Origin of the sequence: Cohnella algarum (assembly GCF_016937515.1) — a bacterium.
In the GTDB taxonomy this organism is placed as follows: Bacteria; Bacillota; Bacilli; order Paenibacillales; family Paenibacillaceae; genus Cohnella; species Cohnella algarum.
This window is the reverse complement of record NZ_JAFHKM010000002.1, coordinates 3,701,516-3,722,839: the sequence shown is the minus strand read 5'-3', so window position 1 is coordinate 3,722,839 and position 21,324 is coordinate 3,701,516. Positions and strand designations below refer to the sequence as shown.

Below are 21,324 nucleotides of genomic sequence, written 5' to 3'. Positions count from 1 at the left end.
ACGGCCGCTTGAAGCCTTTGTGTTCCGTAACGCGGAACGGACGGAAAGCAACGGACGCTCCCGGGGACGGACTGAAAAAGAATGCCCGGCGCGTCTTTCCGCTTCGGCTCCGAGTTCCATTCCGCACGGGAGAAGCGCCGGTTCGCAGCGAACACCGGCTCTCTGCCAGCTGTCTCCGTATGCGTACTTGTTCTCGTCATCGCCGAATGGCCGATATGCCGACGTAAAGTCGATTGAAATTCATTATACTCCCCCGCGCCGGGAAGTCAACCTCCCCGGTTCTTGCCAACGGGAGATCGAGCATACGCTAAACTAACGCCTGTCCCCATCAAGCCGTAAGGAAGTGATGAACGTGACGGTTTCCAGGTTCAGTCTCGCCGCGGCCGCGGTCGCGACGTTCATTTTGGCATATGCGGCTTATGCCGCCCGCTTGCCGCTGGAACGCCTGTTTCCGTTTTACCGGGCGTTTGCCGGGCTTTTGTTCGAGGCGCTGCCTTTTCTCATTGCCGGGGCCGTCCTGTCCGCTTTGCTGGAGACGGTCGTTCCCGACCGCTTCGTCCAGCGGCTCGCCCCCCGCGGGAAAGCCGGCGGCATCCTGTTCGGAAGCTTGCTCGGCCTCGCTCTCCCCATTTGCGAATGCGGCATGATCCCCGTCGTCCGAAGACTGATCCGCAAAGGCCTTCCGCCCTTCGTCGGCTTCTCTTACCTGGCTGCGGGGCCCGTCCTGAATCCGATCGTCTTCGCCTCGACGCTGACCGCCCTCGGAGCGCATTCCGGACTTGTCAACGCGCGGTTCGCGCTTGCGTTCGCCGTGGCGGTCGCGCTCGGGCTGATCGCGGCTTTCGCGATGGGCGGCCGCGATCCGCTGCGAGCGAACGGCGGCGGAACGGCGGCGGCGTCTTCGTTTCACGACCATGACCACGAAACGATGTTCGGTCCGCGCGGTAAGGGAGGTTCGCTGCCGGAGCGAATGCGGGCTTGGAAAAGCAAAGCCGCGCATATCGGCTCCCACGCGGCGGAAGATTTGCGCGATACGGGCAACTATTTGATCGTCGGCTGCATGTTCGCGGCTTTTTTGCAAACCGCTCTGCAGCCCGAACAGCTTGCCGCCGCGGCCGGACACCATTTTTTTACGCATTTGTTCATGATGGGACTCGCCTTCGTATTGTCGCTGTGCTCCACCGCGGACGCCTTCGTGGCCGCTTCCTTCGCGGCGTACGTGCCGCAAGGAGCGCTGTTGTCGTTTCTTGTCTTCGGTCCCATGTTCGATATGAAAACGCTGCTGATGATGCTCGCCGTATTCAAAAGCAAATTCGTCCTGCTGTTCGCGTTCCTCGCCGTTTGGCTCGTGCTGGCCGGTTCCGTGCTGTTCGAAAAATGGGGATGGGTTTGACGGCCCGTGACGGGGGCACGCCGCAAACCAAAAAAGAGCGGCCCCCTTCGCCGGGAGCCGCTCTCGCGCTGACGTCCTCGCTTCCTATTCGCCGGAAATGCCCCGGCGGTCGTGCTTCTTCGGGTGCAGCCGGAACAAAACGTTGGCCATATTGTAGTTGGACTCGAACTGTACGCTTACTTGAACCTTGTCCTGGCGAAGCGCGAAATCGTATGTAATCTCGCCGTGAGTCCAGCCGTTTTTGCGGGTGATCGCTTCGACCGCCGTGCGGCGCAGAGCCGTTACTTGGGCCGAGGTCAATCCGGGAGAGCTCCCCTTGCCCGCTCTTGCCTGGTCGATGTCAATCGGCAAATGGCGGATGCCGAATTTCCCCACCGTATCGTTGCGAATTTGCAGCACGATCGTTCCGGCCGTCATGCCCTTCAGCTCATTTTCAAGCTGTTGCAGGGCCATGTCTACTTGCCTGATCAATGGGACCTGTTCCGAATGCATCATTCTCCTCCTTATGCACGAAATTTCAAAAGCGGTATGTATTCCCATGAGTCGATAGGACTATTATATGAAAATATTTAGAAAATTACAATCATTTTGTCTGGAAATGTCGTAAAAAGATTTTCGCAAAAGGGGCTTTCGAACGAAGCGACGGAGAGGCAGGTCCTCATCCTCTCCGCCGTTCTCTCGCTTTTTTCGCTTACCCCTTCAAGCCGAGCGCGCAAAATTCGTCCACGTCCGCAACGGCGCGTTCGACCGCCGCTTTCCAAAATTCCGGCTCGTCCAGCCGCACGCCCAAATGCCGGGAGCCGAGCTGCTCGACCGTCATCCGCCCGGTGTCCCGCAGAAGCAGATCGTACCGCTTGGCGAAGGACGGCCCCTCGGCTTCGGCCACCGCCGCGATTCCCGTGCTGAACAAGTAACCGAACGTGTATGGGAAATTGTAAAACGGCACGTCGGTCAAATAAAAATGCAGCTTCGAAGCCCAAAAATGCGGATGCCACGAGGACAGCGCCCCGCCGAACGCTTCGCGCTGCGCGTCGAGCATCAGCTCGCCAAGCCGCTCCGCCTCGAGCATGCCTTTGGAACGTTCGTCGTAAAACCTCGTTTCGAACAAAAAACGCGCGCGGATGTTCATGCAAAACGCGGCCGCGCGCTGCAGCCTTTCGTCCAGCAGCGCAAGCCTTGCGGCGTCGCCGTCCGCCAAGCGAAGCAGCGCGTCGCTGACCAGCCCTTCCGCGAACGTCGACGCGGTTTCGGCCACGTTCATCGCGTAATCCTGCGCGAACGGCGGCAGCCCGTGCACGAGCGAGCTGTGATAGGCGTGGCCGAGCTCGTGCGCCAATGTCGAGACGTTCCCCGGCGTTCCGGAATACGTCATAAAAATACGGGTTTGCCCGCTTTCGGGAAAATCGGTGCAAAATCCGCCCGGGCGCTTGCCCGGACGGTCTTCCGCCTCGATCCAGCGCTCGCCGAACGCTCTTTTCGCGAGGGCGGCCATGTCCGGCGAAAAGGCGCCGAACGCGGATTCGATCAGGGCGGCCGCTTCGGCATACGGAATGACGGCCGCGTTTTCCCCGACGGGCGCTTCGACGTCGTGCCATGCGAGCCGATCCTTGCCCATCAGCCGCGCTTTGGCCGACATGTACCGTTGCAGAGGCTCAAGAGCGCCCGCCGCAGCCGTCCACATGGCGTCCAGCGTGTCGCGGCTCATCCGGTTCAGCTTGAGCGGCTCCCGAAGCGGATCGTTCCAGCCTCTGGCGCCGTACAGCTTCAACCGGAAGCCGGCGATCCGGTTGAGCGCGTCGGCGCACAAATCCGCCTGCCCGGACCAGGCATCTTCCCAGCGGCGCCCCATTTCGTCCCGGACCGCCGCGTCCGGATGGTCCAGCTTGTTGGCCGCCTGTCCAGCGGACAATCGGACGGTTTCCCCGTTCTCTTCCCACGGAATCGAAATTCGGGCGACGATCGTCTGATAATGCTCGGCCCAGCCGTGATAGCCGTCCACGGCCAGCTCTCCGGCCAGACCTTCGAGGGCCGGGGGCAATTTGTCCTTAACCGCGTCGCGCCGCTCGCGAAGCAGAAACGCCACCTCCGCGCGGCCGCCCGACGCGGACCATTCCTCCCACTTCCGTTCCGAAAGCGAAGCCAGCTTGACGTCGTACAGATCGGAGGCCTGGCGAAACCGCGCGGCGAGCGTCTGCACCCGTTCGGTCCAGGCGACCGCCTTGCGGTCGTCCATCCGCTGCGACGTCAGGCAGCCGATGAAAGAATCGGCTTGCCGCAGCCGGGACAGCGCCCTTTGCAGCCCGTCGGTCCACAACCCAAGGCGGTCCTTGAAGGAATCGTCCCCCGCTTCTCCGTCGCTTGCTTTCAATTCGCCAAGCAGCTGGCCGACAAGCCGCTCCGTTTCTTCGAAAAAAGCGGCGAAAACGGGCGATTCCGATCCGCCCGGAAACAAAACGTCCAGGTCCCATCTTTGCGTTTCGCGTTCGTTCGTTTGCGTCATTCGCTTCCTTCCCCCTACTCGCGGTTCCCCCGCGGAAATATGCGCGTTGCGCGCGGCCTTGCGCTGATGTATCGTTAACGTATGTACACAGGAGGTGCCGAAATTGATTCCTTTCGGTAACAGTTTACCATACGATATTCAAATGAATGAAGTTTACGCTTCCGAATGTCCGTTCTGCGGCCAGTCCCACGTGCGCCTTCCGATCAAACCGGCGGAAGTCCGCGACCTGCGCGCCGGGCCCGGCAAGCGGGCGGTCGTCTTTCCGTGCTGCCGCACGCGAATCCAGCTGATCGACTCCGACGACGATTATTTGATGGCGGACAAGCCGATCCCCCGAAAATAAAAAAAGCGCGGCGGAGAGACTTCCCTCTTCGCCGTGCTTGCAACGGTGCGCCGATGCTCAAGCCCCGCTCTGCATTTCCTCCGGCAGCTCCTGTCCTTTTTGCTGCATTTCCTCGCGAATGAGCGTCCACTGCTCCCGGGAGGCGCGGATCATCGCCCCGTCCGTAATGGACTTGTCGTGAATGACGCGCGAAAACCAGCGCACGGCTTCGCGCGGATCGCCGAGCCTGCGGTGCAGCTCCCCGATGACGTACAGCAAACGCGCATTGTTGAGCGATCCGCGCTCGGCTTCGTAAACCCGTACGTAAGCATCCAAAGCGAACCGGAGAAACCGCATCTCCTGTTCCTTCTGGCCCGCGTTGCGATAAAGCCAGGCGATGTGATGCAGCAGGCCGGAGATGACCCGGTCCTTTTCGCCTACCGCCTGGGCCGTCAGCAGGGCGAGCTTATAGCATTCCAACGCGGCTTCCGGCGTTCTTTCGCCGCTGTAATCCCGCATCTTCCATTGATGGCCGAGCTTTTCCAAATAGGCTTGCTTCTGTTTATCGTAAAGGCGGTCGCTGAAATTTTCCGTCGACGCGAAGCCGCAATAGGGGCAAACCCTGACAACGTAATAATCCGGATTGATGACTTCGAAATACGCGCAAAAATCGCTGTCGGTACGAATCGGCCTCTTGAAGCTCGGGCGAACGCGGGAGGTTGCGAACGTATTTTCGCAGCAGGCGCAAACGATTTTGGACTGATAGAGCGGTTCCATCGGAATTCCTCCTCGGGCGGCGGCAGGTTTTTCTTCAAGTCGGCGCCGTGCTTTAATTAAGTATTGATAAAGTGATAAGCAGGTCCCGAAAGCCTTGTCAGCATGAGCTCCTGCAGCTCGGCGGGAATCGCCGTTTCGGCCAGCGCGCGACTCATGCAGTCCAGCCAAGCGTCCGCCCGCTCCCGCGTGATCGGAAACGGAAGATGACGGGCCCGCATCATCGGATGGCCGTGCTCGTCGGAATAAAGCGTCGGCCCGCCGAAAAACTGGGTCAAAAACTGATATTGCTTTTCCATGACCGGATCGATGTTCTCCGGAAACAAAGGCGACAGCAAGGGATGGGCTTGCACTTTCGGGTAAAACTTTTGCACCAGTTCCCGAATGGCCGGAGCGCCTCCCGCGGCCTCGTATATCGTATCGTAGTTCATAAGAAGCAACCCCCATTTCGAGTAGAACGACATTCGCGGAAGCGCCTGGGACTATTTGCCTTCACAGGCTACTTCATTATACCATAAACGACCCGGAACTTATCTCCCAAAAAACAAAAAACGCCCTTTCGGGCGGGACTAGCGAAATGGCTCGGATTCGGCTTCCGTTTTCGTTTCTTCTTCGGCCGAATGCAGTGATTCCCGGATTACGTACACGAAAGCGCACGCAATGATGCCTGCCACGATTGCCGCCACGTTCATCCCTCCGCTTCGTTGCGCCGTTGTCGATCCCGAACGGATTCGTAGTTCTATTTTATCATATCCTCCCGGCGGTTAACAGGTTATTATTGCAAGCGATTTCAAAAAAGACCGATGCAATTTCGACGGTTTGTACACATATAGTTAAGGACAAGACAACGCGAGCGGAAGGATGGAGAAGATGAGCAAACGGATGACCGCAAGCGATCCGGTACGGCTGGTCAAAAAAACGATGCTGCTCGGAACGGGATTGCTCGCGCTGTGGATCGGAGGCATGGCGCTCGCGATGCCGGGCGAAGCGCTCCAGGCGTCGCTGCGCGGGCTGGCCGTCTGGTGGGAGGTGCTGTTCCCGGCGCTGTTCCCTTTCTTCGTGCTGTCGGAGCTGCTGCTCGGCTTCGGCGTCGTCCATTTGACCGGCACGCTCCTGGATCCGCTCATGCGGCCGCTGTTTCGCATTCCGGGCGTCGGCGGATTTGTCGTGGCGATGGGGTTCGCCTCCGGCTATCCGGTCGGAGCGCGGCTGACGTCGCGGCTGATGGAGCAGCGGCTCGTCAATCGCGAGGAAGGGGAACGGCTCGTTGCGATGACGACGTCCTCGGATCCGATATTTTTGATCGGGGCGGTTTGCATCGGGTTTTTCGGGCGGGCGGACATCGCGCCCGTCATGGCCGCCGCCCATTACGGCGGCGCCATGCTGCTCGGCCTGGCGCTTCGGGGGCGCGGGCGGACCGCCGAGGCCGGGAAGCCGGAAGCTTCGGGAGCTTCGTCCCCGGTCCTCCCGGAGGGCGGGGGCAGGATGCGCCGAGCGCTGGCCGCGATGCACCGCGCGCGCCTGGCCGACGGACGGCCGTTCGGCGTCATGCTGCAAGACGCGTTGGAATCGTCGATCCGGCTGATGATCGTCGTCGGCGGGCTTGTCGTCTTTTTCTCGGTCGCTCTCGAGCTGCTCCTTCACAGCGGCATTCTTTCCGCGCTTCGATCCGGCCTCGGCGCCGTCCTCGGCGCGATCGGTCTCGTTCCCGGCCTGGCCGAAGCGGTCGTGCAGGGGTCCTTCGAAGTGACGCTCGGATCCCGGGCGGCGGCGGAAGCCGCGAAGACGGCTCCGCTGATCGATCAGGTCGCCGCCGGCGCTTTCGTCCTCTCGTGGGCCGGGCTTTCCGTCCACGCCCAAGTGGCCGGGCTGATGAGCCGGACGTCCTGGCGGTATTTGCCTTTTTTGCGCGCCAGATTGCTGCATGCCGCCTTCGCCGTTGGCTTGATCTATTTGCTCTGGCCGCTCCTCGGCCCGCATGGCGGTTAATCCCGGGCGCGGCGAGGCTTAGCCATTGTGCTTGCGGCTTCGATTGTTTATCATCGTATTGAAGATCGCATTCAGACAACCTGCTGCGGAAGGAGCTGCAACCTTGAAATATGCGCTGCTAGACCGGGGCGACCGGCTATCCCGCCAATTGGCGGAGCAGTTTCATACCCTTGCCCAGGAGCGCGGGCTCATAAGCGACGAGCAAGCCCCAGATATCGTGTTGTCGATCGGCGGCGACGGAACGCTGCTGCAAGCTTTTCACCGGTTTCGCGACAAAGTGAACAAAGTCGCTTTCGTGGGCGTCCACACCGGACACCTCGGGTTTTACGCCGACTGGCAAAAAAACGAACTGACCGAATTGGTCGAGCTGATGGCGACGACGGAGCCGAAAACCGTCCGCTATCCCCTCATCAAGGTGGAAATCGTCACCGACGGGGGCACCTCGGTGTATATGGCGCTCAACGAATTCACGCTGAAAAGCGTGGACGGAACGCTCGTCGCGCAGATCAACATCAACGACGAACCTTTCGAAATGTTCCGCGGCGACGGCATCGTCGTCTCCACTCCCTCCGGCAGCACCGCGTATAACAAAAGCGTCGGGGGAGCCGTCATCCATCCGCATCTCGAAGCGCTCCAGATCGCGGAAATCGCTTCGATCAACAATCGGGTGTATCGGACGCTCGGCTCTTCGTTCATTTTGCCGAAGCACCATCACTGCGACATCGCCACCGATCCGGAAGAGCCGCTGGCGATCGGCATCGACCACCTGATCATGCAATTTCACGAGGTGCGCTCGATCGTCTGCTCGGTTGCCGACGAAAAGGTGCGTTTCGCCCGTTACCGCCCGTTGCCGTTCTGGAATCGGGTGCGCGAAGCGTTCATCGGGCTCAACCGGGAGGACATGGCGCCGACCCAGAAGCGTCCGCGATAATGCCGGCTCGCGCTCCGATCGGCGAAAGCCGGCTGCCCGTCTTGTCAAAACGATTTCGGATCGGAAGCGATACTGAAAAGCGATATTTTGTATCGTCTCCGATCTGAAAAACGCCTGACGGCGTCCTTGAAAAGCGGGGGGCATGAGGTTGACAGCCGTCACGCGCCGTCGAACCTCAGCGAACGGTTTTCCTTGTACCTTTAACGGGAGTTTAGTGTGATGGCGCCAGAGGAGGCAGCATGCTAGTACTCGACAAATTTCCTGTGGGATGAGCGGGGAGTACGCAGGGTTGAGCGGGGTTGAGCGGGGTTTACGCTGGGTTTTGCGAAGCTTGGTTGGATTTTGTCCAATCAAAATCGTTTTTTTCACGAGACGCGTCATTTTCGTTGGATTTTGTCCAATCTGGCGTGGCCTTTTCCTCGTTTTCACCCAAATTCCAAGCTCCTCGTTGGATAAAATCCACTCTAGACAACGGTTTCCCCGTTTTCCGCTCCCTTGATTGGACAAAATCCAACCTAGGCTCCCTTCGTTTTCCCTCCGCTTGGGCGGACCCTCCTCCTGCCCCTAATTTTCCACCAGACTCTTGAATAAGTCGAAGAACTTAAACTTTCCGATGCGCTGAAAAAGGCTCTTCCGCAGCTTTCGCGGAAGAGCCTTTGAACGTTGCGGATCAGCGTTCGCCGCCGGACGGATTGCCAAGCTCCGGAGGCCGGCGTCCCCCTTCGGGACGCGGAGCGCCGCCGTCATGGCGGGGCCGGTTCGGCTTGCCGCCGTTATTGAAGCCGCTGCCGCGGCGGCGGTTTTTGCCGGACCAGCGGCCGCCCGAACGCGATTGCGAACCGTGCGCCGCCTCGGCCTGGACGGAACCGTCGTGGCCGTTCGCGCCGCTCCGCTCGCGCGGTTCCTTGCTCCCCCCGCCGTTATGGTGCTGCGGGGGCTTATGATGCGGGCCTCCGGACCTTTTGCCCTGTTCGGCCGAAGAGGAGCCGCCGCCGCGCGGGCCGCCGGCTTGCTGGGGCCGGCGGTCGCCGTTGCGGCCGCCGGAGGCGTCGGAAGGACGGGAAAACGTCCTTCCTGAACCGGCTTGTCCGCCGCCATCCTGCCCGGGCTTGCGCGAAGCTTCCGACCGTCCGCCGACGGCCGGAGAACTGCCGCCCGCCGCTTGCGCCTGGGCGGCCGCCCTGCGCTCCGCGCCTTCGGAAACCGCCCTCGCTACCGCCGACGGGCTCGTGCCCGGCACGCGCCCGATCGGCCGGTCCTTCAGCGGCCACCGAAGAATCAGGCCGTTGCCCTGCGCCGAAGCCGCCGCTTGCGAATCGTCATCGCCCTCGGACGATTCGGCGGCTTGTTCCGCCGCGGCGGTCAAATCGGTCACGAGCGACTCGGGCACCGATTTGGGATCGGTTTTCTCGAGCACGAAAAAAGCGCACCCGAAATTGCAATATTCGTTCAAATAATCCGCCAGATTGGAAATGACCGAATCTTTCGGACCTTTAGGGTTCGGTTCGCGAAAAAAACCTTTCAGTCGGAGTTGATTGTAACCCCAGTCCCCGACGACATAATCGTAACGGTCCAGCACTTCGCTGTACCTTGCGCGAAACGCCTCGGGGTTCCACCCGTTTTTATGATCGTGGACGATCGTATAGGCGCTTCCTTCAGTCAAGTAGATCACGAATGCTTCTCCTCCCGAACGTCCGTCGAGTTGACCCCGTCATCAATCCGACTCCGCTGTAATATCAGCCCTGAGCTTTCGTGGCGGCGGCGGATTGCACTTGCTCGTGGGCATGATACGAGCTGCGAACGAACGGACCGGATTCCACATGGGAAAAGCCTCGCGTTAGGCCTTCTTTCTTCAGCCATGCGAAGTCGTCCGGATGAACGTATCGGTCGACCTCCAGATGGTTCGGGGTCGGCTGCAAATATTGTCCGAGCGTCAAAATATCGCAATCGACCGCTCTCAGGTCGTCCATCGCCTGCAGCACTTCCTCGTTCGTTTCGCCGACGCCGAGCATGATGCTCGATTTGGTCGGAATGTTCGGCGCCATCAGCTTGGCCTGCCGCAAAAGCTCAAGCGAACGGGGATATTTGGCTTTGGCCCGAACCCGGTCGCTCGTTCTCGCTACCGTCTCGATATTATGATTCAAAATATCCGGCTTGGCATCCATGACGATTTTGAGCGCTTCCCAATTGCCCTGAAAATCGGGGATCAGCACTTCCACGCTGCAAAACGGCAGTCTGGCGCGGATCGCACGGATCGTAGCCGCGAAAATCGAAGCGCCTCCGTCCTTCAGATCGTCGCGCGCGACCGACGTCACGACGCAGTGGCGCAAATTCATCTGCTCCGCGGCTTCCGCCACCCGCTCCGGCTCCTGAAGATCCAGCTCCGTCGGGAGGCCGGTTTTGACGGCGCAAAAGCGGCAGGCGCGCGTGCAAATGTCGCCCAAAATCATAAACGTCGCGGTCCGGTTCGCCCAACACTCGTATATATTCGGACAGCGCGCCTCCTCGCATACGGTATGGAGGGTCTTCGTCCTCATCATGTCCTTGATTTCGCGATAATTATCGCCTGTCGTAAGCTTGATGCGCAGCCAATCCGGCTTGCGCGGCTTAGCGCCCGTTGTCATCGGCATTCCCCTCTTTCTGTCCCCTTTATTATAACAGGTTTCACATAAAAACCAACGTTCTGCAAACCATATCCTTATGCGCAAAAGGAGGGGTTTCATGAAACGGAAAAACGTTCATTCGCCGTTCGGGCGCCGCATGTTCGCAAAACTTGCCGCAGTCGCAGCCGCGGGAACGATCGGCTTGTGCGCATTGATCAACGCGAACGATACCGCGGCCGCGCCGAAAGCCGAAGGAACGCCTCCCGAAACCAAAGAAGCAGCGCTTCGCCAGCTTTACGAACGCGTCGGGCTCATGACGGATTTGCCCTGGCATTCCATCGCCGCGATCGATCAGTACGAACGGACGCTGTCCCGGGCTCATCCGAAAAGCCGGCCGTTGCCCGAAAAAGCGCTTGCCGGCATTTATATTCCGGCCGAACAATGGGCCGGCCCTTTGAACCCGGACGCCGAGGACAAGAATCCGCTGTCCATCCGCTTGTTCCGCGGGATCGGCAGGGACGGCTCCGGAGACGGGATCGCGGACCGCGGGGATGCCGCCGACCTCCTCTATTCCGTCGCCGCGCGCATCCGGTCGCAGGGCGGCATATCCGGAGACGACTTTGCCATCGGACTGTGGGAATACTACCACAACACGAGAGCGGTGCAGCGCGTATTGCAATTTTCCCAGCTGTACGAGACGTTCGGAAAACTCGACTTGTCCGATCACGCCTTCCCGCTGCCCATCGGTTCGGTATACTCCTACAGGAGCACCTGGGGCAACAGCCGCGGCTGGGGCGGGGCGCGGATACACGAAGGAACGGACATTTTCGCCGCCCACGGGATCCCCGTTCGCAGCACCGGCTACGGCATCGTCGAAGTGAAGGGCTGGAACCCGTACGGCGGCTGGCGAATCGGCATCCGCGACCTTGACAATCTGTATCATTATTACGCTCATCTGTCCGGCTTCGATAAAAAAATCAAGATCGGCGATGTCGTGAAACCGGGCCAGGTCATCGGATGGGTCGGCAGCTCGGGGTACGGCCGCCCCGGAACCTCGGGCAAATTTCCGCCGCATTTGCATTATGGCGTCTACCGCGACCGAGGCCTCGTGGAATGGGCGTTCGACCCCTATCCGCTGCTTCGCAAATGGGAGCGTTCCGAACGGAACGCGCTGAAGGCGCATCGCCGCAAGTAGCTTGATTTGCGCCCGTTAATTCGCGGCCGCGTCCGCTTCGAGCAGACGGACGATATCGCCGCGTTCCGGAATCGACGATTGGGCTCCTTTTCGGCCGACGGCCAGCGCGGCCGCAGCGGAAGCGAAACGCAGCGCCTCGGAAGACGGCGTCCCGTTCGCGCAGGCGGCGGCAAACGCGCCGATAAACGTGTCCCCGGCGGCCGTCGTGTCGACGGGGGTTACGGAAAATGCCGGCGTAAAAAACGCTTCTCCCTCGCCCCCCAGGCAAAGCGAGCCTTTCGCGCCGAGCGTTACGATGACGCAGCGGACGCCGCGGCGAAGCAATTCACGCGCCGCCGCTTCGGCATCGTCGCGATTTCCGACCTCGATGCCGGTCAGCGTTTCCGCTTCCGTCTCGTTCACGACGATGACGTCGATCAGCGGATACGCGTCCGCATCGATCGGCCGGGCCGGGGCCGGATTGTACATGACCTTGACGCCCAAGCCGCGGCATTGTTCGAGCACGTGGCGGTTGACCGCCCAAGGGATTTCGTTTTGCAGCAGCACCCAATCGGCCGACGCGAGCCGTTCCGCGGGGACGTCTTCGGGCGTCAGGCGGCCGTTGCTTCCGGCGGATAAAATGATTTGATTTTCCCCGCTGCCCGAAACGGTTATGAAAGCCAGGCCGGATGTGCCTTGCTTGACGGCCACCGACTCGGTTCCAACCCCCGAATTCCGCAAGGAAGCGAGCAGTTGTGGACCGAATGTGTCGTCCCCCACCGCGCCGACCATGCGCACGTCCCCGCCGGCTCTGGCGGCGGCCACCGCCTGGTTGGCGCCCTTCCCTCCGGGCAAATAATCGACTCCGCGACCGTGTATCGTTTCCCCGGGCAGCGGAAATTCGTCAACGTGATTAACCAAATCCATATTGATGCTTCCGACTACGAGCACTCGGTTCATAGGCCACCTCTTCTTAAGGTTATCGTTTTCTATGATGGACAAGCGGCCACCGGAATGCAACTGTTTTGTCGCCGGCTGTCCCTCGTTGGATGTTGTCCGATCGGGCGATTCCATTAAAAAATGCCTCTTGCTTCGGCCGAAGCCGAAGCGAGAGGCATTTGCCGCCGCCGGTTGTCCGGGCGGCGCGGCGGCCGGCGGCGGCGGTTCAGCGAACCATCCATCCGCCGTCCACGCACAAGACGTGTCCGTTCATGTAGTCGGACGCGCGGGAAGCGAGCATGACGGCCGGACCGACCAGATCCTGGTCCGTCCCCCAGCGGCCCGCCGGAATCCGCTCCAAAATCTGGCGGCTTCGCACCGGGTCGTTGCGGAGCGCTTCCGTGTTGTCCGTGCTCATGTACCCGGGAGCGATCGCGTTGACCTGTACGTTTTTGGACGCCCACTCGTTGGCGAGCGCTTTCGTCAGCCCCGCCACGGCGTGCTTGCTCGCCGTGTAGCCCGGAACGTTGATGCCGCCCTGGAACGACAGCATCGAAGCGATGTTGACGATTTTGCCGGAGCCCTGCTCGATCATCGCCCGTCCGGCCAGCTGGGACAAGACGAAAACCGAGTTCAGATTGACGTCGAGAACCGCCTGCCAATCTTCGTAGCTGTGCTCGGCGGCCGGCGTGCGCCGGATGATGCCGGCATTGTTCACGAGCACGTCGATTCGGCCGAACGCGCCGAGCGTCTCGTCGATCAAGTTCGGCAGCGCGGCCCGATCGCTCACGTCGGCCGTCAGCGCGACGGCCTTGCGGCCGAGCGCCTCGATCTTGCTTTTCGTTTCTTCCGCCGGCGTGCGGTTCGTCACCAGCGCGACATCGGCGCCGGCGGCGGCAAGACCCACGGCGATCGCGGCGCCCAAGCCGCGGCCCGCTCCGGTGACGACCGCCGCGCGGCCCGTCAAATCAAACAGCTCTTTCAATGTTGACCGAACCTCCCTTGTAGCGCTTTTCGACCTCTTCGGACAATCCCGCGTCCGTGATCAGCAGGTCGATCTCCGCCAGCGATGCGAACGTCAGCAGCGCGGCGCGGTCGAATTTGCTGTGATCAGCGACGCAGTAAATTTCTTTGGCGCTTGCCATGTATGCTTTTTTCAATTCGATCAGCTCGTTCGTGAATACGGTCAGGCCGTATTTTTCGTGCACGCCCGTGGCGGACAGAAACAGCTTCTGCACGTTAAGCCGCGACAGCCAGTCCAGCACGTCGTTTCCGATCAGGACGTTTCGCTGGCGGTAGCCGCCAGGCACGACGAGCCGGATCCGATCCTTGCCGATCAGCTCGTGAATAATGAGCAAATCGTTCGTGATGACCGTCAGCGGCTCGTTGGGCAAACGCTTCGCGATTTCCAGCGTCGTGCTGCCCGCGTCGAGCGCGATGATATCGTCCCGCTTGATGTATTTCAACGCGTGGACGGCGATGCTGATTTTCTCGTCCGGATGCTTCGTGTTCGGAATTTGCAAAGGGAGCAGGGGCTCCGGCTCCTCCGCTGCGGCCACCGCGCCTCCGTGCGTCCTTTTCAGAAGGCCTTTTTCCTCCAGCTTCTCCAAATCCTCGCGAATCGTCTTTTTCGTGACGCCGAATCGTTCGCTCAGATCGGACACCTGGACGGTTCCGGCAGTCTGAAGCAGCTCCAGTATCGACTGTTGACGTGCAGCGGCCAGCATGATGCTCTTGTCCTCCCTTGCCAAACTCCCGCGAGATGAACTCGCGGTGCGCTCCAAAAGCGCGGCTTTCCTATTTTAATTCGCTCGGAGGAACGACGTCCATATCCGTAAACGTATAATTTTCGCCGGCCATCGCCCAAATGAACGTATAATTGCTCGTGCCCACGCCGGAGTGAATGGACCAGGCCGGCGAAATGATCGCCTGCTCGTTCGCGACGACCAGATGGCGCGTCTCCTGCGGCTGCCCCATCATATGGAACACGCGGGCGTCTTCGGCAAGATCGAAATAGAGATAAGCCTCCATCCGGCGGTCATGGACGTGAGAAGGCATCGTGTTCCAGACGCTTCCCGGCTTCAGCACGGTGATGCCCATCATCAGCTGACAGCTTTGGATGCCGCCTCCGTGAATGATCTGGTTCAATTCGCGTTCGTTGGACGTTTCCTGCGAGCCCAGGTAGAGCGTGTTCGCTTCTTGAATCGATACTTTGCGGGCCGGAATGACGGCATGCGCCGGAGCCGAGCAGAAGTACAGCTTCGCCGGATTCGCCGCATCCTTGCTTGACAGCTTCACGTCGCGAACGCCTTTGCCGACGTACAGCGTATCGAGTTTGCCCAGCTCGTATCGTTCCCCGTCCGCCGTGACGACGGCGTCGCCGTGGCCGATGTTGACGAAGCCGATTTCGCGGCGTTCCAGGAAGTACTCGGTTTTCAATTGATCCCCGGCATCGAGCGCGATCGTTTCGTTGACCGGCTGCGCCCCCCCGATAATGAGTCGATCCTCATGCGAGTACGTCATATGAAGACGGTCCGCCTCGAAAAGCTTCTCGATCAAATAGTGCTTGCGGAGCTGCTCCGTGTCGTAACGCTTCATGTCCTCCGGATGAGTGGAATGGCGAATATCCAAAACGAACGCCTCCTTGTTTGATTTCGTTCGTTTTGAATTATATCACACATTTTAGAACATTTGGGAACGTTTTTTCGATCGATCCGCACGCCGTTAACGAATCGTCAATGCGCGGCGCCCGCTCCCGCGCTCGCCGACCCTTCGGCCGAAGACGGAGCGGGGGGCAGGGAAATGACCGGAGCCTGGGCCGCGCCGCTGCCGACCGGGTTGCCCGAGCCGTCGTAATAGTACATCGGAACGTCGCCGACGACCATCGCGTAGGAAAGCGGAATCTCCGTTTCGATCGGGTTCGATTCCTTGTCGAACGGAATGAGCACGTAAATGTTCGTTTTGATATGAATGTAAACCTCGACGAGCACGTTGTTGATGCCCGCATTCGTCTGCCGCGTTCTCACCTCGGCCTGAACCGCGCTCGCAGGCTCGAACTTGACGGCGACGCTTGGGCCGATGGACGATATGATGGGGCTCTTGAGCGCATGCCCGATCGGAACCCGCGCGTACAGATGGCTTTGCTCTCGCAGCGCCTGTTCGACGATCCCGATCGTTTGGGCCGTGATGCGCATCTGCTCGTTGTAGTCGATCGCGAAGCCTCTCGTCTCCCCCGATTCGTCCAACTGCCATTTGATCATTCTGCTGCCGTCCGCCTGCGCCGATACATTGTTCTTGATCGCCTGATTGATCGCTTCGGTCGCCATCTGCGTCGTGCGGACTTTGGCCAGAAACATGAGCGGCTCCCGCAGCAGCTTGTCGAGCAGAACGACGGACTGGATGGATGCGAGCACCGCGATCAACAGCATGATGAGCCAAAAATGCCGCCGCTTCATCCGCCTGCGGGGACGAACCGCCCAGCCTTTCGGGCCGTTCGGGGATTTGAACGAAGCGCCGCCTCCCTTCGAAGGGCGGGCGACAAAGCCCCGGCTTCGCGGCACGAGACGATCGGCCGGCCCTTTCCACGTTCGGGGCCGGTTCCCTCCCCATCTGCGGACGGGCGGACTCCACTTCAGCCGCAGCGGCAGCGGCTTCCCCCACCTTTTTCGCAAATGGCCCTCCTCCTTCCGTTCGCTTCTGTCCCGGCAGGAGGGACAGTCCTCCTCATACTTATGCTTTCGGGCATTAAAAAAGAAGGCGCCCGTCCGGACGCCTTCCGTCAGCCGTATATCCTTCGGCTCAAGCTTTGGCCGCTTCGATTTCGATGGCGATTTTCACTTCGTCGCCGATCAGCACGCCGCCCGTTTCGAGCGCCGCGTTGTACGTCAAGCCGTAATCGCTCCGCTTCAGGCTGCCGGTCGCGCTAAAGCCCGCCTTTTCGTTGCCCCACGGGTCTTTGCCGACGCCCTCGAACGTAGCCGAGAACGTTTCCGAGCGGGTGACGCCATGCAGCGTGACGTCGCCCGTAATATCGTATTCGTCGTCGCCCGTGCGAACGATTTTCGTCGCTTTGAACAGCAGCTTCGGGTTCTTCTCGATATCGAAAAAGTCGGCCGATTTCAAGTGGTTGTCGCGGTCCGCGTTGCGGGTGTCGACGCTGGACAAATCGATCGCGAATTCGATGTCCGCCGTCGTCAAATCCGCCGGATCCGCTTCGATGCTGGCTTCGAAGCCGTGGAACGTGCCTTTCACTTTCGCGATCATCATGTGTTTTACCGAAAACCCGATTTCGCTGTGGGATACGTCTACCGTCCATTTTGCCTTTGCCATCTTCCGTTTCCTCCTCATCATTAACTAACTTTTATATAGTAACATTAACTTGAATATAAACTATCGTCACAAATTTGTCAATGCGATTTTTGCGCTTTTGATTCCTTTTGGGCCCCGAAACAAAAAGACCGCTCCCTGTGGCCGTTGCCGGCCAAACGGTGCGGTCTTTTATCGTCACGATTCGACTTTGAACACGATATCGCCGTTTAGGCAATCGAGGGTGAGCTTTTTGTGCTCGAGAAACCAGACGTCCTTTTGTTCCATATAGAAGGTAAGCTCGCCTGCGGTCACCACGGCTGCCGGATCCATCGGATCGTCCTTCATGATGCCGAAACCGTACGGCTCGGTGCCCCCGCTGACATAACGAACAAATACGCGAATGCGGTCGCCGTGTTTATAGCCCCATTCCTGCTCGAAGCACTGCAAGGCGGACGGCGAAACGGCCATTTCCATTTCAGGCGCACCCCTTTCCTACGTATGAATCCCGCGTGCGGTCATTTCATTATACTGCTCGCTTGGCCGACCAACAAGGCCGCAGGCGGCGCTGTCAGTGTCAAGCTAGCGTGGGCAGTCATTTAAGATGCCTGGAACGCGAACCCCGAAGGAACCTCTTCCTTGTAAGCGCTTTGCTTCGTTCTTTCATCAAACACAAGTGATTTGTCAGAATTTTTTGCCGTTATCCGCGAAGTGCTTTGAGTGCCATACCCGTTGTGCTGCTTTGCTTCGGTCCTTGCAGCATGCGAATCATTCCAGCGATACAACCCTTGACCGGTTGCGTCACGTTCTTGAGCAATTGCCGCATGTTTATCGACTGCTGCGGCGTTGCCTGCTTACTCGCTTGTCCTTCAACCGTTCTTACCACCGTGCCCGCTTCTTGAATCCTCATCATCGTCCTCAGCATCGCCCTGACGCCTCGCTCACTCCAACTGTACCCGCCACGCTTCGTCCGCTTGGCGAATATACGCATCTGCGATTCCGCGCTTCCCATCGGGCGCATACCGCTTGTGTCGATCCCCTTCGCCTGGAGTGTTTTTCGGTAGTCGTCCAAATGCTTCTCATGCCGCTTTAGAAATCTTTTATACGGCTTCCAATCCTTCCGGTTCTCTTCCGCTATCTCTTGCTCCGACACGCCTTCCAGGACCGCCATAAGCGCGGCTGCATCCTGTTTGGCCAAAGACCGTCTCACGGTCTCCCACACCTGCGGCAAATGACCAACAAAGCGTTTCAAATCACGCGCCACATGAAAGCGGTCCAGCATGTACAGACATTGGTGAAAGTAGGATGTACATTCCCCGATCCACGCCGCGCCGTCTCCGTTCACCACAAGCCACGTGTTCTCGTCGATTTCGTAACGCTCCACCAGAAAGTCCCCGAACCCTTCCCAGAAGTCGCCGCCGCTCGTATGCAGGTAATGCTGTTTGTTCTTCAGCTGTACCCGCTTGCCGTTCTTCTCCCAGCCTTCGTGTACGACTGCAATTGCGTTCTCCATCCCGCGCTTTTTGCTCCGCTGCAGCTTCGTGTACAGCCCATCCACTTCCACGAACAGCACGCGGGCAGCGCGCCGTTTCACCGCTGGCATCGGCTGTTGCGCACGCTCCATCAGTTTTTCCCTGATCGCTTGGTGGCTCAGCACATTGTAGCCCAAAAGCTGCTCCAGCCTCTTTGCGCTGTCCCGGTACGACGGTCCTTGGCTTGCGAATGCGATTGCTGTCTCTTCCAAATGCGGACTGACTTTCCCGCGCCCTTCGAATTGCAACAGCTGATCCAGCAGATACACGTGTTTGCCGCTTCTACGGTCACAGTACAATCTCCGCTTAAAGCGCACATTCCCGAACACTGTGTTGACGCTTGTTTCACGCTCGTCCTTTACTCGATAACGCTCTCGGTCCCGTTGCTCCAGGATCTGCTGATCCAGCGCCTCCAGTACCTGCTTCATCGCACGAGCGAATTCCTCCTGCATTTTCCGGAAAATCCATTGCTCAATCTCTTTCATCGTCGGCATTGTTGTGGTAAAGTGGCTCACAGGAGCTTCCTCCTTCTTGGTGTGTTGTGCGCAAACATCACTTTACCAAGGGAGAAGCTCTTTTTCTATATCCGCTTTTTCCAATTCCTACACCCACAGAGATTTTACACTATCGGCGGCGCTCGCCAACAAGCGCGTCAAAATCGTGCCATCAAGAAAATTGACAACGAACGAAAAATCATTTAAGATTCGCTTATAGCTTGATCTACAACTTCATACCCGGATGAAGGGGAGTAGCTGTTCAGTAAAGTCGTCATTACGAGATCAAATCTCCGGCTTTATTGGCAATAATCCATTGTTAGCGAGACCTTTGCCGCTGATTGTGAGACGCCTTTTTTGGCGATCTTAACAATTGGAGGCAAAGGTCTTTTTAATGATCATGAGTTGGATGAGGGAGGAAACGAGAAATGGATGTCGGGCTTTTGCTTGAGTATGGGTGGGTTTTGATTATTTTGGTGCTGCTGGAGGGGCTTTTGGCGGCGGACAACGCCCTGGTGCTGGCGATCATGGTCAAGCATCTGGACGAAAAGGAACGGAAAAAGGCTTTGTTCTACGGTTTGTTTGGAGCTTTCGTCTTCCGTTTCGCATCGCTGTTCATCATTTCCCTGCTCGTCGATGTTTGGCAAATCCAGGCCATCGGCGCGTTGTACCTGTTGTTCATTTCGATTCATAACATCGTGAAGTTCATTCGCAAAAAGAATGCGCAGGAAGCGGAAGCGGCGGAAAAAGAAAACCGCAAGCAGGCCGGCTTCTGGATGACCGTCCTCAAAGTCGAGCTTGCGGATATCGCCTTTGCGATCGACTCCATCCTGGCTGCGGTCGCGCTTGCGGTCGCCCTTCCGCCAAGCGGCATCCAGTCGATCGGGAGCATGGACGGCGGCCAGTTTATCGTCGTTTTGGCGGGCGGCATTATCGGACTCGTCATCATGCGGTTTGCCGCCAATTTCTTCGTCAAACTGCTTCACTCCCGTCCCGCGCTTGAACTGGCCGCGTTCGTCATCGTCGGCTGGGTCGGCGTCAAGCTCGCCGTTCATACGCTCGCCCACGACGCGCTGCACGTGCTCCCGCACTCGTTCGTGGAAAGCACCGGCTGGAAAGCGACGTTCTATATCGTGCTCGTGGCGATCGCCGTAACCGGCTGGTTCCTGTCGGGCAAATCGGCGGTTCCGAACGCGCATAAAGGCGACGAAGAACTGAAGGATACGATCAAGGAACAGCAAAAGCTGAGCTAATTCGTTATCGGTACGAGCGAATTCGCTCGCCGGTCCGAGCCGCAACGAATAACCCGCCGTCGGGCCCGTTGCGGCTCGGATGGCTTTGCAAGGAGGAAATCCCGTGTCCGAAACGTCCGAATTCGATCGCCTTCTGACGCAGCTGCCTTTATGGTTGGAAACGAGCAGGAAGCGCGCAGCCGAAGGCAAGGTCGCATCGTATATCCCGGAACTGTCCAAAATGCCCCAGTCCGCTCTCGGCATTGCCGTACTGGATGCAAACGGCCGAACCGCTTCGGCGGGAGACTGCGGCATCCCGTTTACGATGCAGAGCATTTCTAAAGTTTTTACGCTGATTCTCGCGCTCATGGATAATGGCGAAGCGGCCGTTTTTGACAAAGTGGGCATGGAGCCGACCGGCGACAACTTCAATTCGATGCTGAAGCTGGAGCTGGTGCGGCCCGGCATCCCGTTCAACCCGCTGATCAACGCGGGAGCGATCGCGGTGTCGTCGCTGATTGCCGGCGCGGATTCGGAGGAAAAATCATCTCGGATTTTGTCTTTCTTCCGCAAGCTGGCCGGCAACCCTTCGCTCGAACTGGACGAAGACGTTTACCGGTCGGAAGCCGCTACGGCCAACCTCAACCGTTCGATGGCCTATCTCCTGAAAGACAACGGCGTGCTGGAAGGCGGCGTCGACGAGGTGCTCGACGTGTACTTCCGCCATTGCTCGATCAAGGTCGCCTGCGCGGACATCGCCCGTATGGCGCTGGTGCTTGCTTTCGACGGCGCGGACCCGCTCACGGGCGAGAGTTTGATCCCGCGCCGCTACGTGCAGATCGCGAAGACGTTCATGATCACTTGCGGAATGTACAACGCCTCCGGCGAATTCGCCATCCAGGTCGGGCTTCCGGCCAAAAGCGGCGTCTCGGGCGGCATTTTGACGCTCGTTCCCGGACGTTACGGAATCGGCGTCGTCGGTCCGGCGCTCAACCGCAAAGGAAACAGCATCGCGGGCGTCCATCTGATGGAGACGCTGTCCCGGGAATTCGACTGGAGCATGTTTTGACCGATGGCTTCCGCTCTGGAAAACCATTCGAGAGGCGAGCCGACCTGCGACCGACGTCGCGGGTCGG

Annotated in this window: 22 protein-coding genes; 7 read left to right on the top strand and 15 right to left on the bottom strand. The window is 59.2% G+C overall.

All coding sequences use genetic code 11. The annotated features are described in order from the left end of the window. Positions 1 to 352: 352 nt before the first annotated feature. Complete coding sequence (locus tag JW799_RS16605; RefSeq protein WP_205430751.1) at positions 353 to 1,393, top strand: permease; 1,041 nt, start codon at positions 353 to 355, stop codon at positions 1,391 to 1,393. 84 nt (positions 1,394 to 1,477) lie between these two features. On the opposite strand, the gene JW799_RS16600 is transcribed toward JW799_RS16605, so the two are convergent. Continuing rightward, a complete protein-coding gene (locus JW799_RS16600) occupies positions 1,478 to 1,864 on the bottom strand; it encodes an O-methyltransferase (RefSeq protein ID WP_240353317.1) in 387 nt (128 codons plus the stop codon). Positions 1,865 to 2,084: 220 nt separating this feature from the next. Further along, the gene (locus JW799_RS16595; RefSeq protein ID WP_205430749.1) at positions 2,085 to 3,893 is read right to left on the bottom strand and encodes a M3 family oligoendopeptidase; all 1,809 of its coding nucleotides are present in this window, start codon (positions 3,891 to 3,893) and stop codon (positions 2,085 to 2,087) included. Positions 3,894 to 3,996: 103 nt separating this feature from the next. Between JW799_RS16595 and JW799_RS16590 the strand changes: the two genes are divergently transcribed. Then, a complete protein-coding gene (locus JW799_RS16590; RefSeq protein ID WP_080834124.1) occupies positions 3,997 to 4,236 on the top strand; it encodes a hypothetical protein in 240 nt (79 codons plus the stop codon). Between the two features lie 57 nt (positions 4,237 to 4,293). On the opposite strand, the gene JW799_RS16585 is transcribed toward JW799_RS16590, so the two are convergent. Beyond that, positions 4,294 to 4,992, bottom strand: coding sequence for a DUF2225 domain-containing protein (locus tag JW799_RS16585; RefSeq protein WP_205430746.1), 699 nt, complete (start codon positions 4,990 to 4,992; stop codon positions 4,294 to 4,296). A 56-nt stretch (positions 4,993 to 5,048) separates the two neighbouring features. Continuing rightward, positions 5,049 to 5,420, bottom strand: a complete 372-nt coding sequence (locus JW799_RS16580; protein ID WP_080835435.1) for a globin domain-containing protein — start codon at positions 5,418 to 5,420, stop codon at positions 5,049 to 5,051. 439 nt (positions 5,421 to 5,859) lie between these two features. On the opposite strand from JW799_RS16580, the gene JW799_RS16575 reads away from it, so the two are divergent. Both JW799_RS16575 and JW799_RS16570 read left to right on the top strand, forming a co-directional pair. Then, complete coding sequence (locus tag JW799_RS16575) at positions 5,860 to 6,978, top strand: nucleoside recognition domain-containing protein (RefSeq protein ID WP_205430744.1); 1,119 nt, start codon at positions 5,860 to 5,862, stop codon at positions 6,976 to 6,978. Between the two features lie 103 nt (positions 6,979 to 7,081). Next, a complete protein-coding gene (locus JW799_RS16570) occupies positions 7,082 to 7,909 on the top strand; it encodes an NAD kinase (RefSeq protein ID WP_080834129.1) in 828 nt (275 codons plus the stop codon). A 310-nt stretch (positions 7,910 to 8,219) separates the two neighbouring features. Here JW799_RS16570 and JW799_RS29350 read toward each other — a convergent pair whose 3' ends face one another. The 3 genes from JW799_RS29350 to lipA form a co-directional block, all read right to left on the bottom strand. Further along, on the bottom strand, positions 8,220 to 8,342 hold the full coding sequence (locus tag JW799_RS29350) for a hypothetical protein (RefSeq protein WP_275901468.1): 123 nt from the start codon (positions 8,340 to 8,342) through the stop codon (positions 8,220 to 8,222). Between the two features lie 237 nt (positions 8,343 to 8,579). Beyond that, entirely contained in the window at positions 8,580 to 9,581 is a 1,002-nt protein-coding gene (locus tag JW799_RS16565; RefSeq protein WP_205430742.1) for a YutD-like domain-containing protein, read from the bottom strand. 64 nt (positions 9,582 to 9,645) lie between these two features. Further along, a complete protein-coding gene (gene lipA / locus JW799_RS16560) occupies positions 9,646 to 10,533 on the bottom strand; it encodes a lipoyl synthase (RefSeq protein ID WP_205430741.1) in 888 nt (295 codons plus the stop codon). A gap of 97 nt (positions 10,534 to 10,630) precedes the next feature. Between lipA and JW799_RS16555 the strand changes: the two genes are divergently transcribed. Next, entirely contained in the window at positions 10,631 to 11,707 is a 1,077-nt protein-coding gene (locus tag JW799_RS16555; protein WP_205430739.1) for a M23 family metallopeptidase, read from the top strand. Between the two features lie 15 nt (positions 11,708 to 11,722). Here the strand turns inward: JW799_RS16555 and rbsK are convergent, their stop codons facing one another. The 8 genes from rbsK to JW799_RS16515 all read right to left on the bottom strand — a co-directional run bounded on the left by rbsK (position 11,723) and on the right by JW799_RS16515 (position 18,977). Then, entirely contained in the window at positions 11,723 to 12,646 is a 924-nt protein-coding gene (rbsK, locus tag JW799_RS16550; protein ID WP_205430737.1) for a ribokinase, read from the bottom strand. Positions 12,647 to 12,851: 205 nt separating this feature from the next. Next, positions 12,852 to 13,610, bottom strand: coding sequence for a 2-dehydro-3-deoxy-D-gluconate 5-dehydrogenase KduD (gene kduD, locus JW799_RS16545; protein WP_205430735.1), 759 nt, complete (start codon positions 13,608 to 13,610; stop codon positions 12,852 to 12,854). Beyond that, positions 13,594 to 14,352 carry a DeoR/GlpR family DNA-binding transcription regulator gene (locus tag JW799_RS16540; RefSeq protein WP_080834141.1) on the bottom strand — a complete coding sequence of 253 codons (759 nt, stop codon included), beginning with the start codon at positions 14,350 to 14,352 and terminating at the stop codon, positions 13,594 to 13,596. The genes kduD and JW799_RS16540 overlap by 17 nt, the downstream gene beginning before the upstream one ends. A gap of 70 nt (positions 14,353 to 14,422) precedes the next feature. Further along, positions 14,423 to 15,256, bottom strand: a complete 834-nt coding sequence (kduI, locus tag JW799_RS16535; protein WP_205430733.1) for a 5-dehydro-4-deoxy-D-glucuronate isomerase — start codon at positions 15,254 to 15,256, stop codon at positions 14,423 to 14,425. Between the two features lie 104 nt (positions 15,257 to 15,360). Continuing rightward, on the bottom strand, positions 15,361 to 16,296 hold the full coding sequence (gene yunB / locus JW799_RS16530) for a sporulation protein YunB (RefSeq protein WP_240353316.1): 936 nt from the start codon (positions 16,294 to 16,296) through the stop codon (positions 15,361 to 15,363). Positions 16,297 to 16,423: 127 nt separating this feature from the next. Further along, on the bottom strand, positions 16,424 to 16,954 hold the full coding sequence (locus JW799_RS16525) for a YceI family protein (protein WP_080834145.1): 531 nt from the start codon (positions 16,952 to 16,954) through the stop codon (positions 16,424 to 16,426). A 174-nt stretch (positions 16,955 to 17,128) separates the two neighbouring features. Next, positions 17,129 to 17,407, bottom strand: coding sequence for a HesB/YadR/YfhF family protein (locus JW799_RS16520; RefSeq protein ID WP_080834148.1), 279 nt, complete (start codon positions 17,405 to 17,407; stop codon positions 17,129 to 17,131). 223 nt (positions 17,408 to 17,630) lie between these two features. Continuing rightward, a complete protein-coding gene (locus tag JW799_RS16515) occupies positions 17,631 to 18,977 on the bottom strand; it encodes an ISLre2-like element ISTco1 family transposase (RefSeq protein WP_080836672.1) in 1,347 nt (448 codons plus the stop codon). Between the two features lie 407 nt (positions 18,978 to 19,384). Here JW799_RS16515 and JW799_RS16510 point away from each other — a divergent pair, with 407 nt between their 5' ends. Together JW799_RS16510 and glsA are read left to right on the top strand one after the other, a co-directional pair. After that, positions 19,385 to 20,209 (top strand): TerC family protein, encoded by an 825-nt coding sequence (locus tag JW799_RS16510; RefSeq protein ID WP_205430731.1) that lies wholly within the window; start codon positions 19,385 to 19,387, stop codon positions 20,207 to 20,209. Positions 20,210 to 20,312: 103 nt separating this feature from the next. Continuing rightward, entirely contained in the window at positions 20,313 to 21,257 is a 945-nt protein-coding gene (gene glsA, locus JW799_RS16505; RefSeq protein ID WP_338026281.1) for a glutaminase A, read from the top strand. The last annotated feature ends 67 nt before the right edge of the window (positions 21,258 to 21,324 follow it).

Coding starts and splice junctions, on each gene's coding strand:
- JW799_RS16595 (WP_205430749.1), bottom strand. CDS start 3,893: ATGACGCAAACGAACGAACGCGAAACGCAAAGATGGGACCTGGACGTT.
- JW799_RS16585 (WP_205430746.1), bottom strand. CDS start 4,992: ATGGAACCGCTCTATCAGTCCAAAATCGTTTGCGCCTGCTGCGAAAAT.
- JW799_RS16580 (WP_080835435.1), bottom strand. CDS start 5,420: ATGAACTACGATACGATATACGAGGCCGCGGGAGGCGCTCCGGCCATT.
- JW799_RS16575 (WP_205430744.1), top strand. CDS start 5,860: ATGAGCAAACGGATGACCGCAAGCGATCCGGTACGGCTGGTCAAAAAA.
- lipA (WP_205430741.1), bottom strand. CDS start 10,533: ATGACAACGGGCGCTAAGCCGCGCAAGCCGGATTGGCTGCGCATCAAG.
- JW799_RS16555 (WP_205430739.1), top strand. CDS start 10,631: ATGAAACGGAAAAACGTTCATTCGCCGTTCGGGCGCCGCATGTTCGCA.
- rbsK (WP_205430737.1), bottom strand. CDS start 12,646: ATGAACCGAGTGCTCGTAGTCGGAAGCATCAATATGGATTTGGTTAAT.
- JW799_RS16540 (WP_080834141.1), bottom strand. CDS start 14,352: ATGCTGGCCGCTGCACGTCAACAGTCGATACTGGAGCTGCTTCAGACT.
- JW799_RS16525 (WP_080834145.1), bottom strand. CDS start 16,954: ATGGCAAAGGCAAAATGGACGGTAGACGTATCCCACAGCGAAATCGGG.
- JW799_RS16520 (WP_080834148.1), bottom strand. CDS start 17,407: ATGGAAATGGCCGTTTCGCCGTCCGCCTTGCAGTGCTTCGAGCAGGAA.
- JW799_RS16510 (WP_205430731.1), top strand. CDS start 19,385: ATGGATGTCGGGCTTTTGCTTGAGTATGGGTGGGTTTTGATTATTTTG.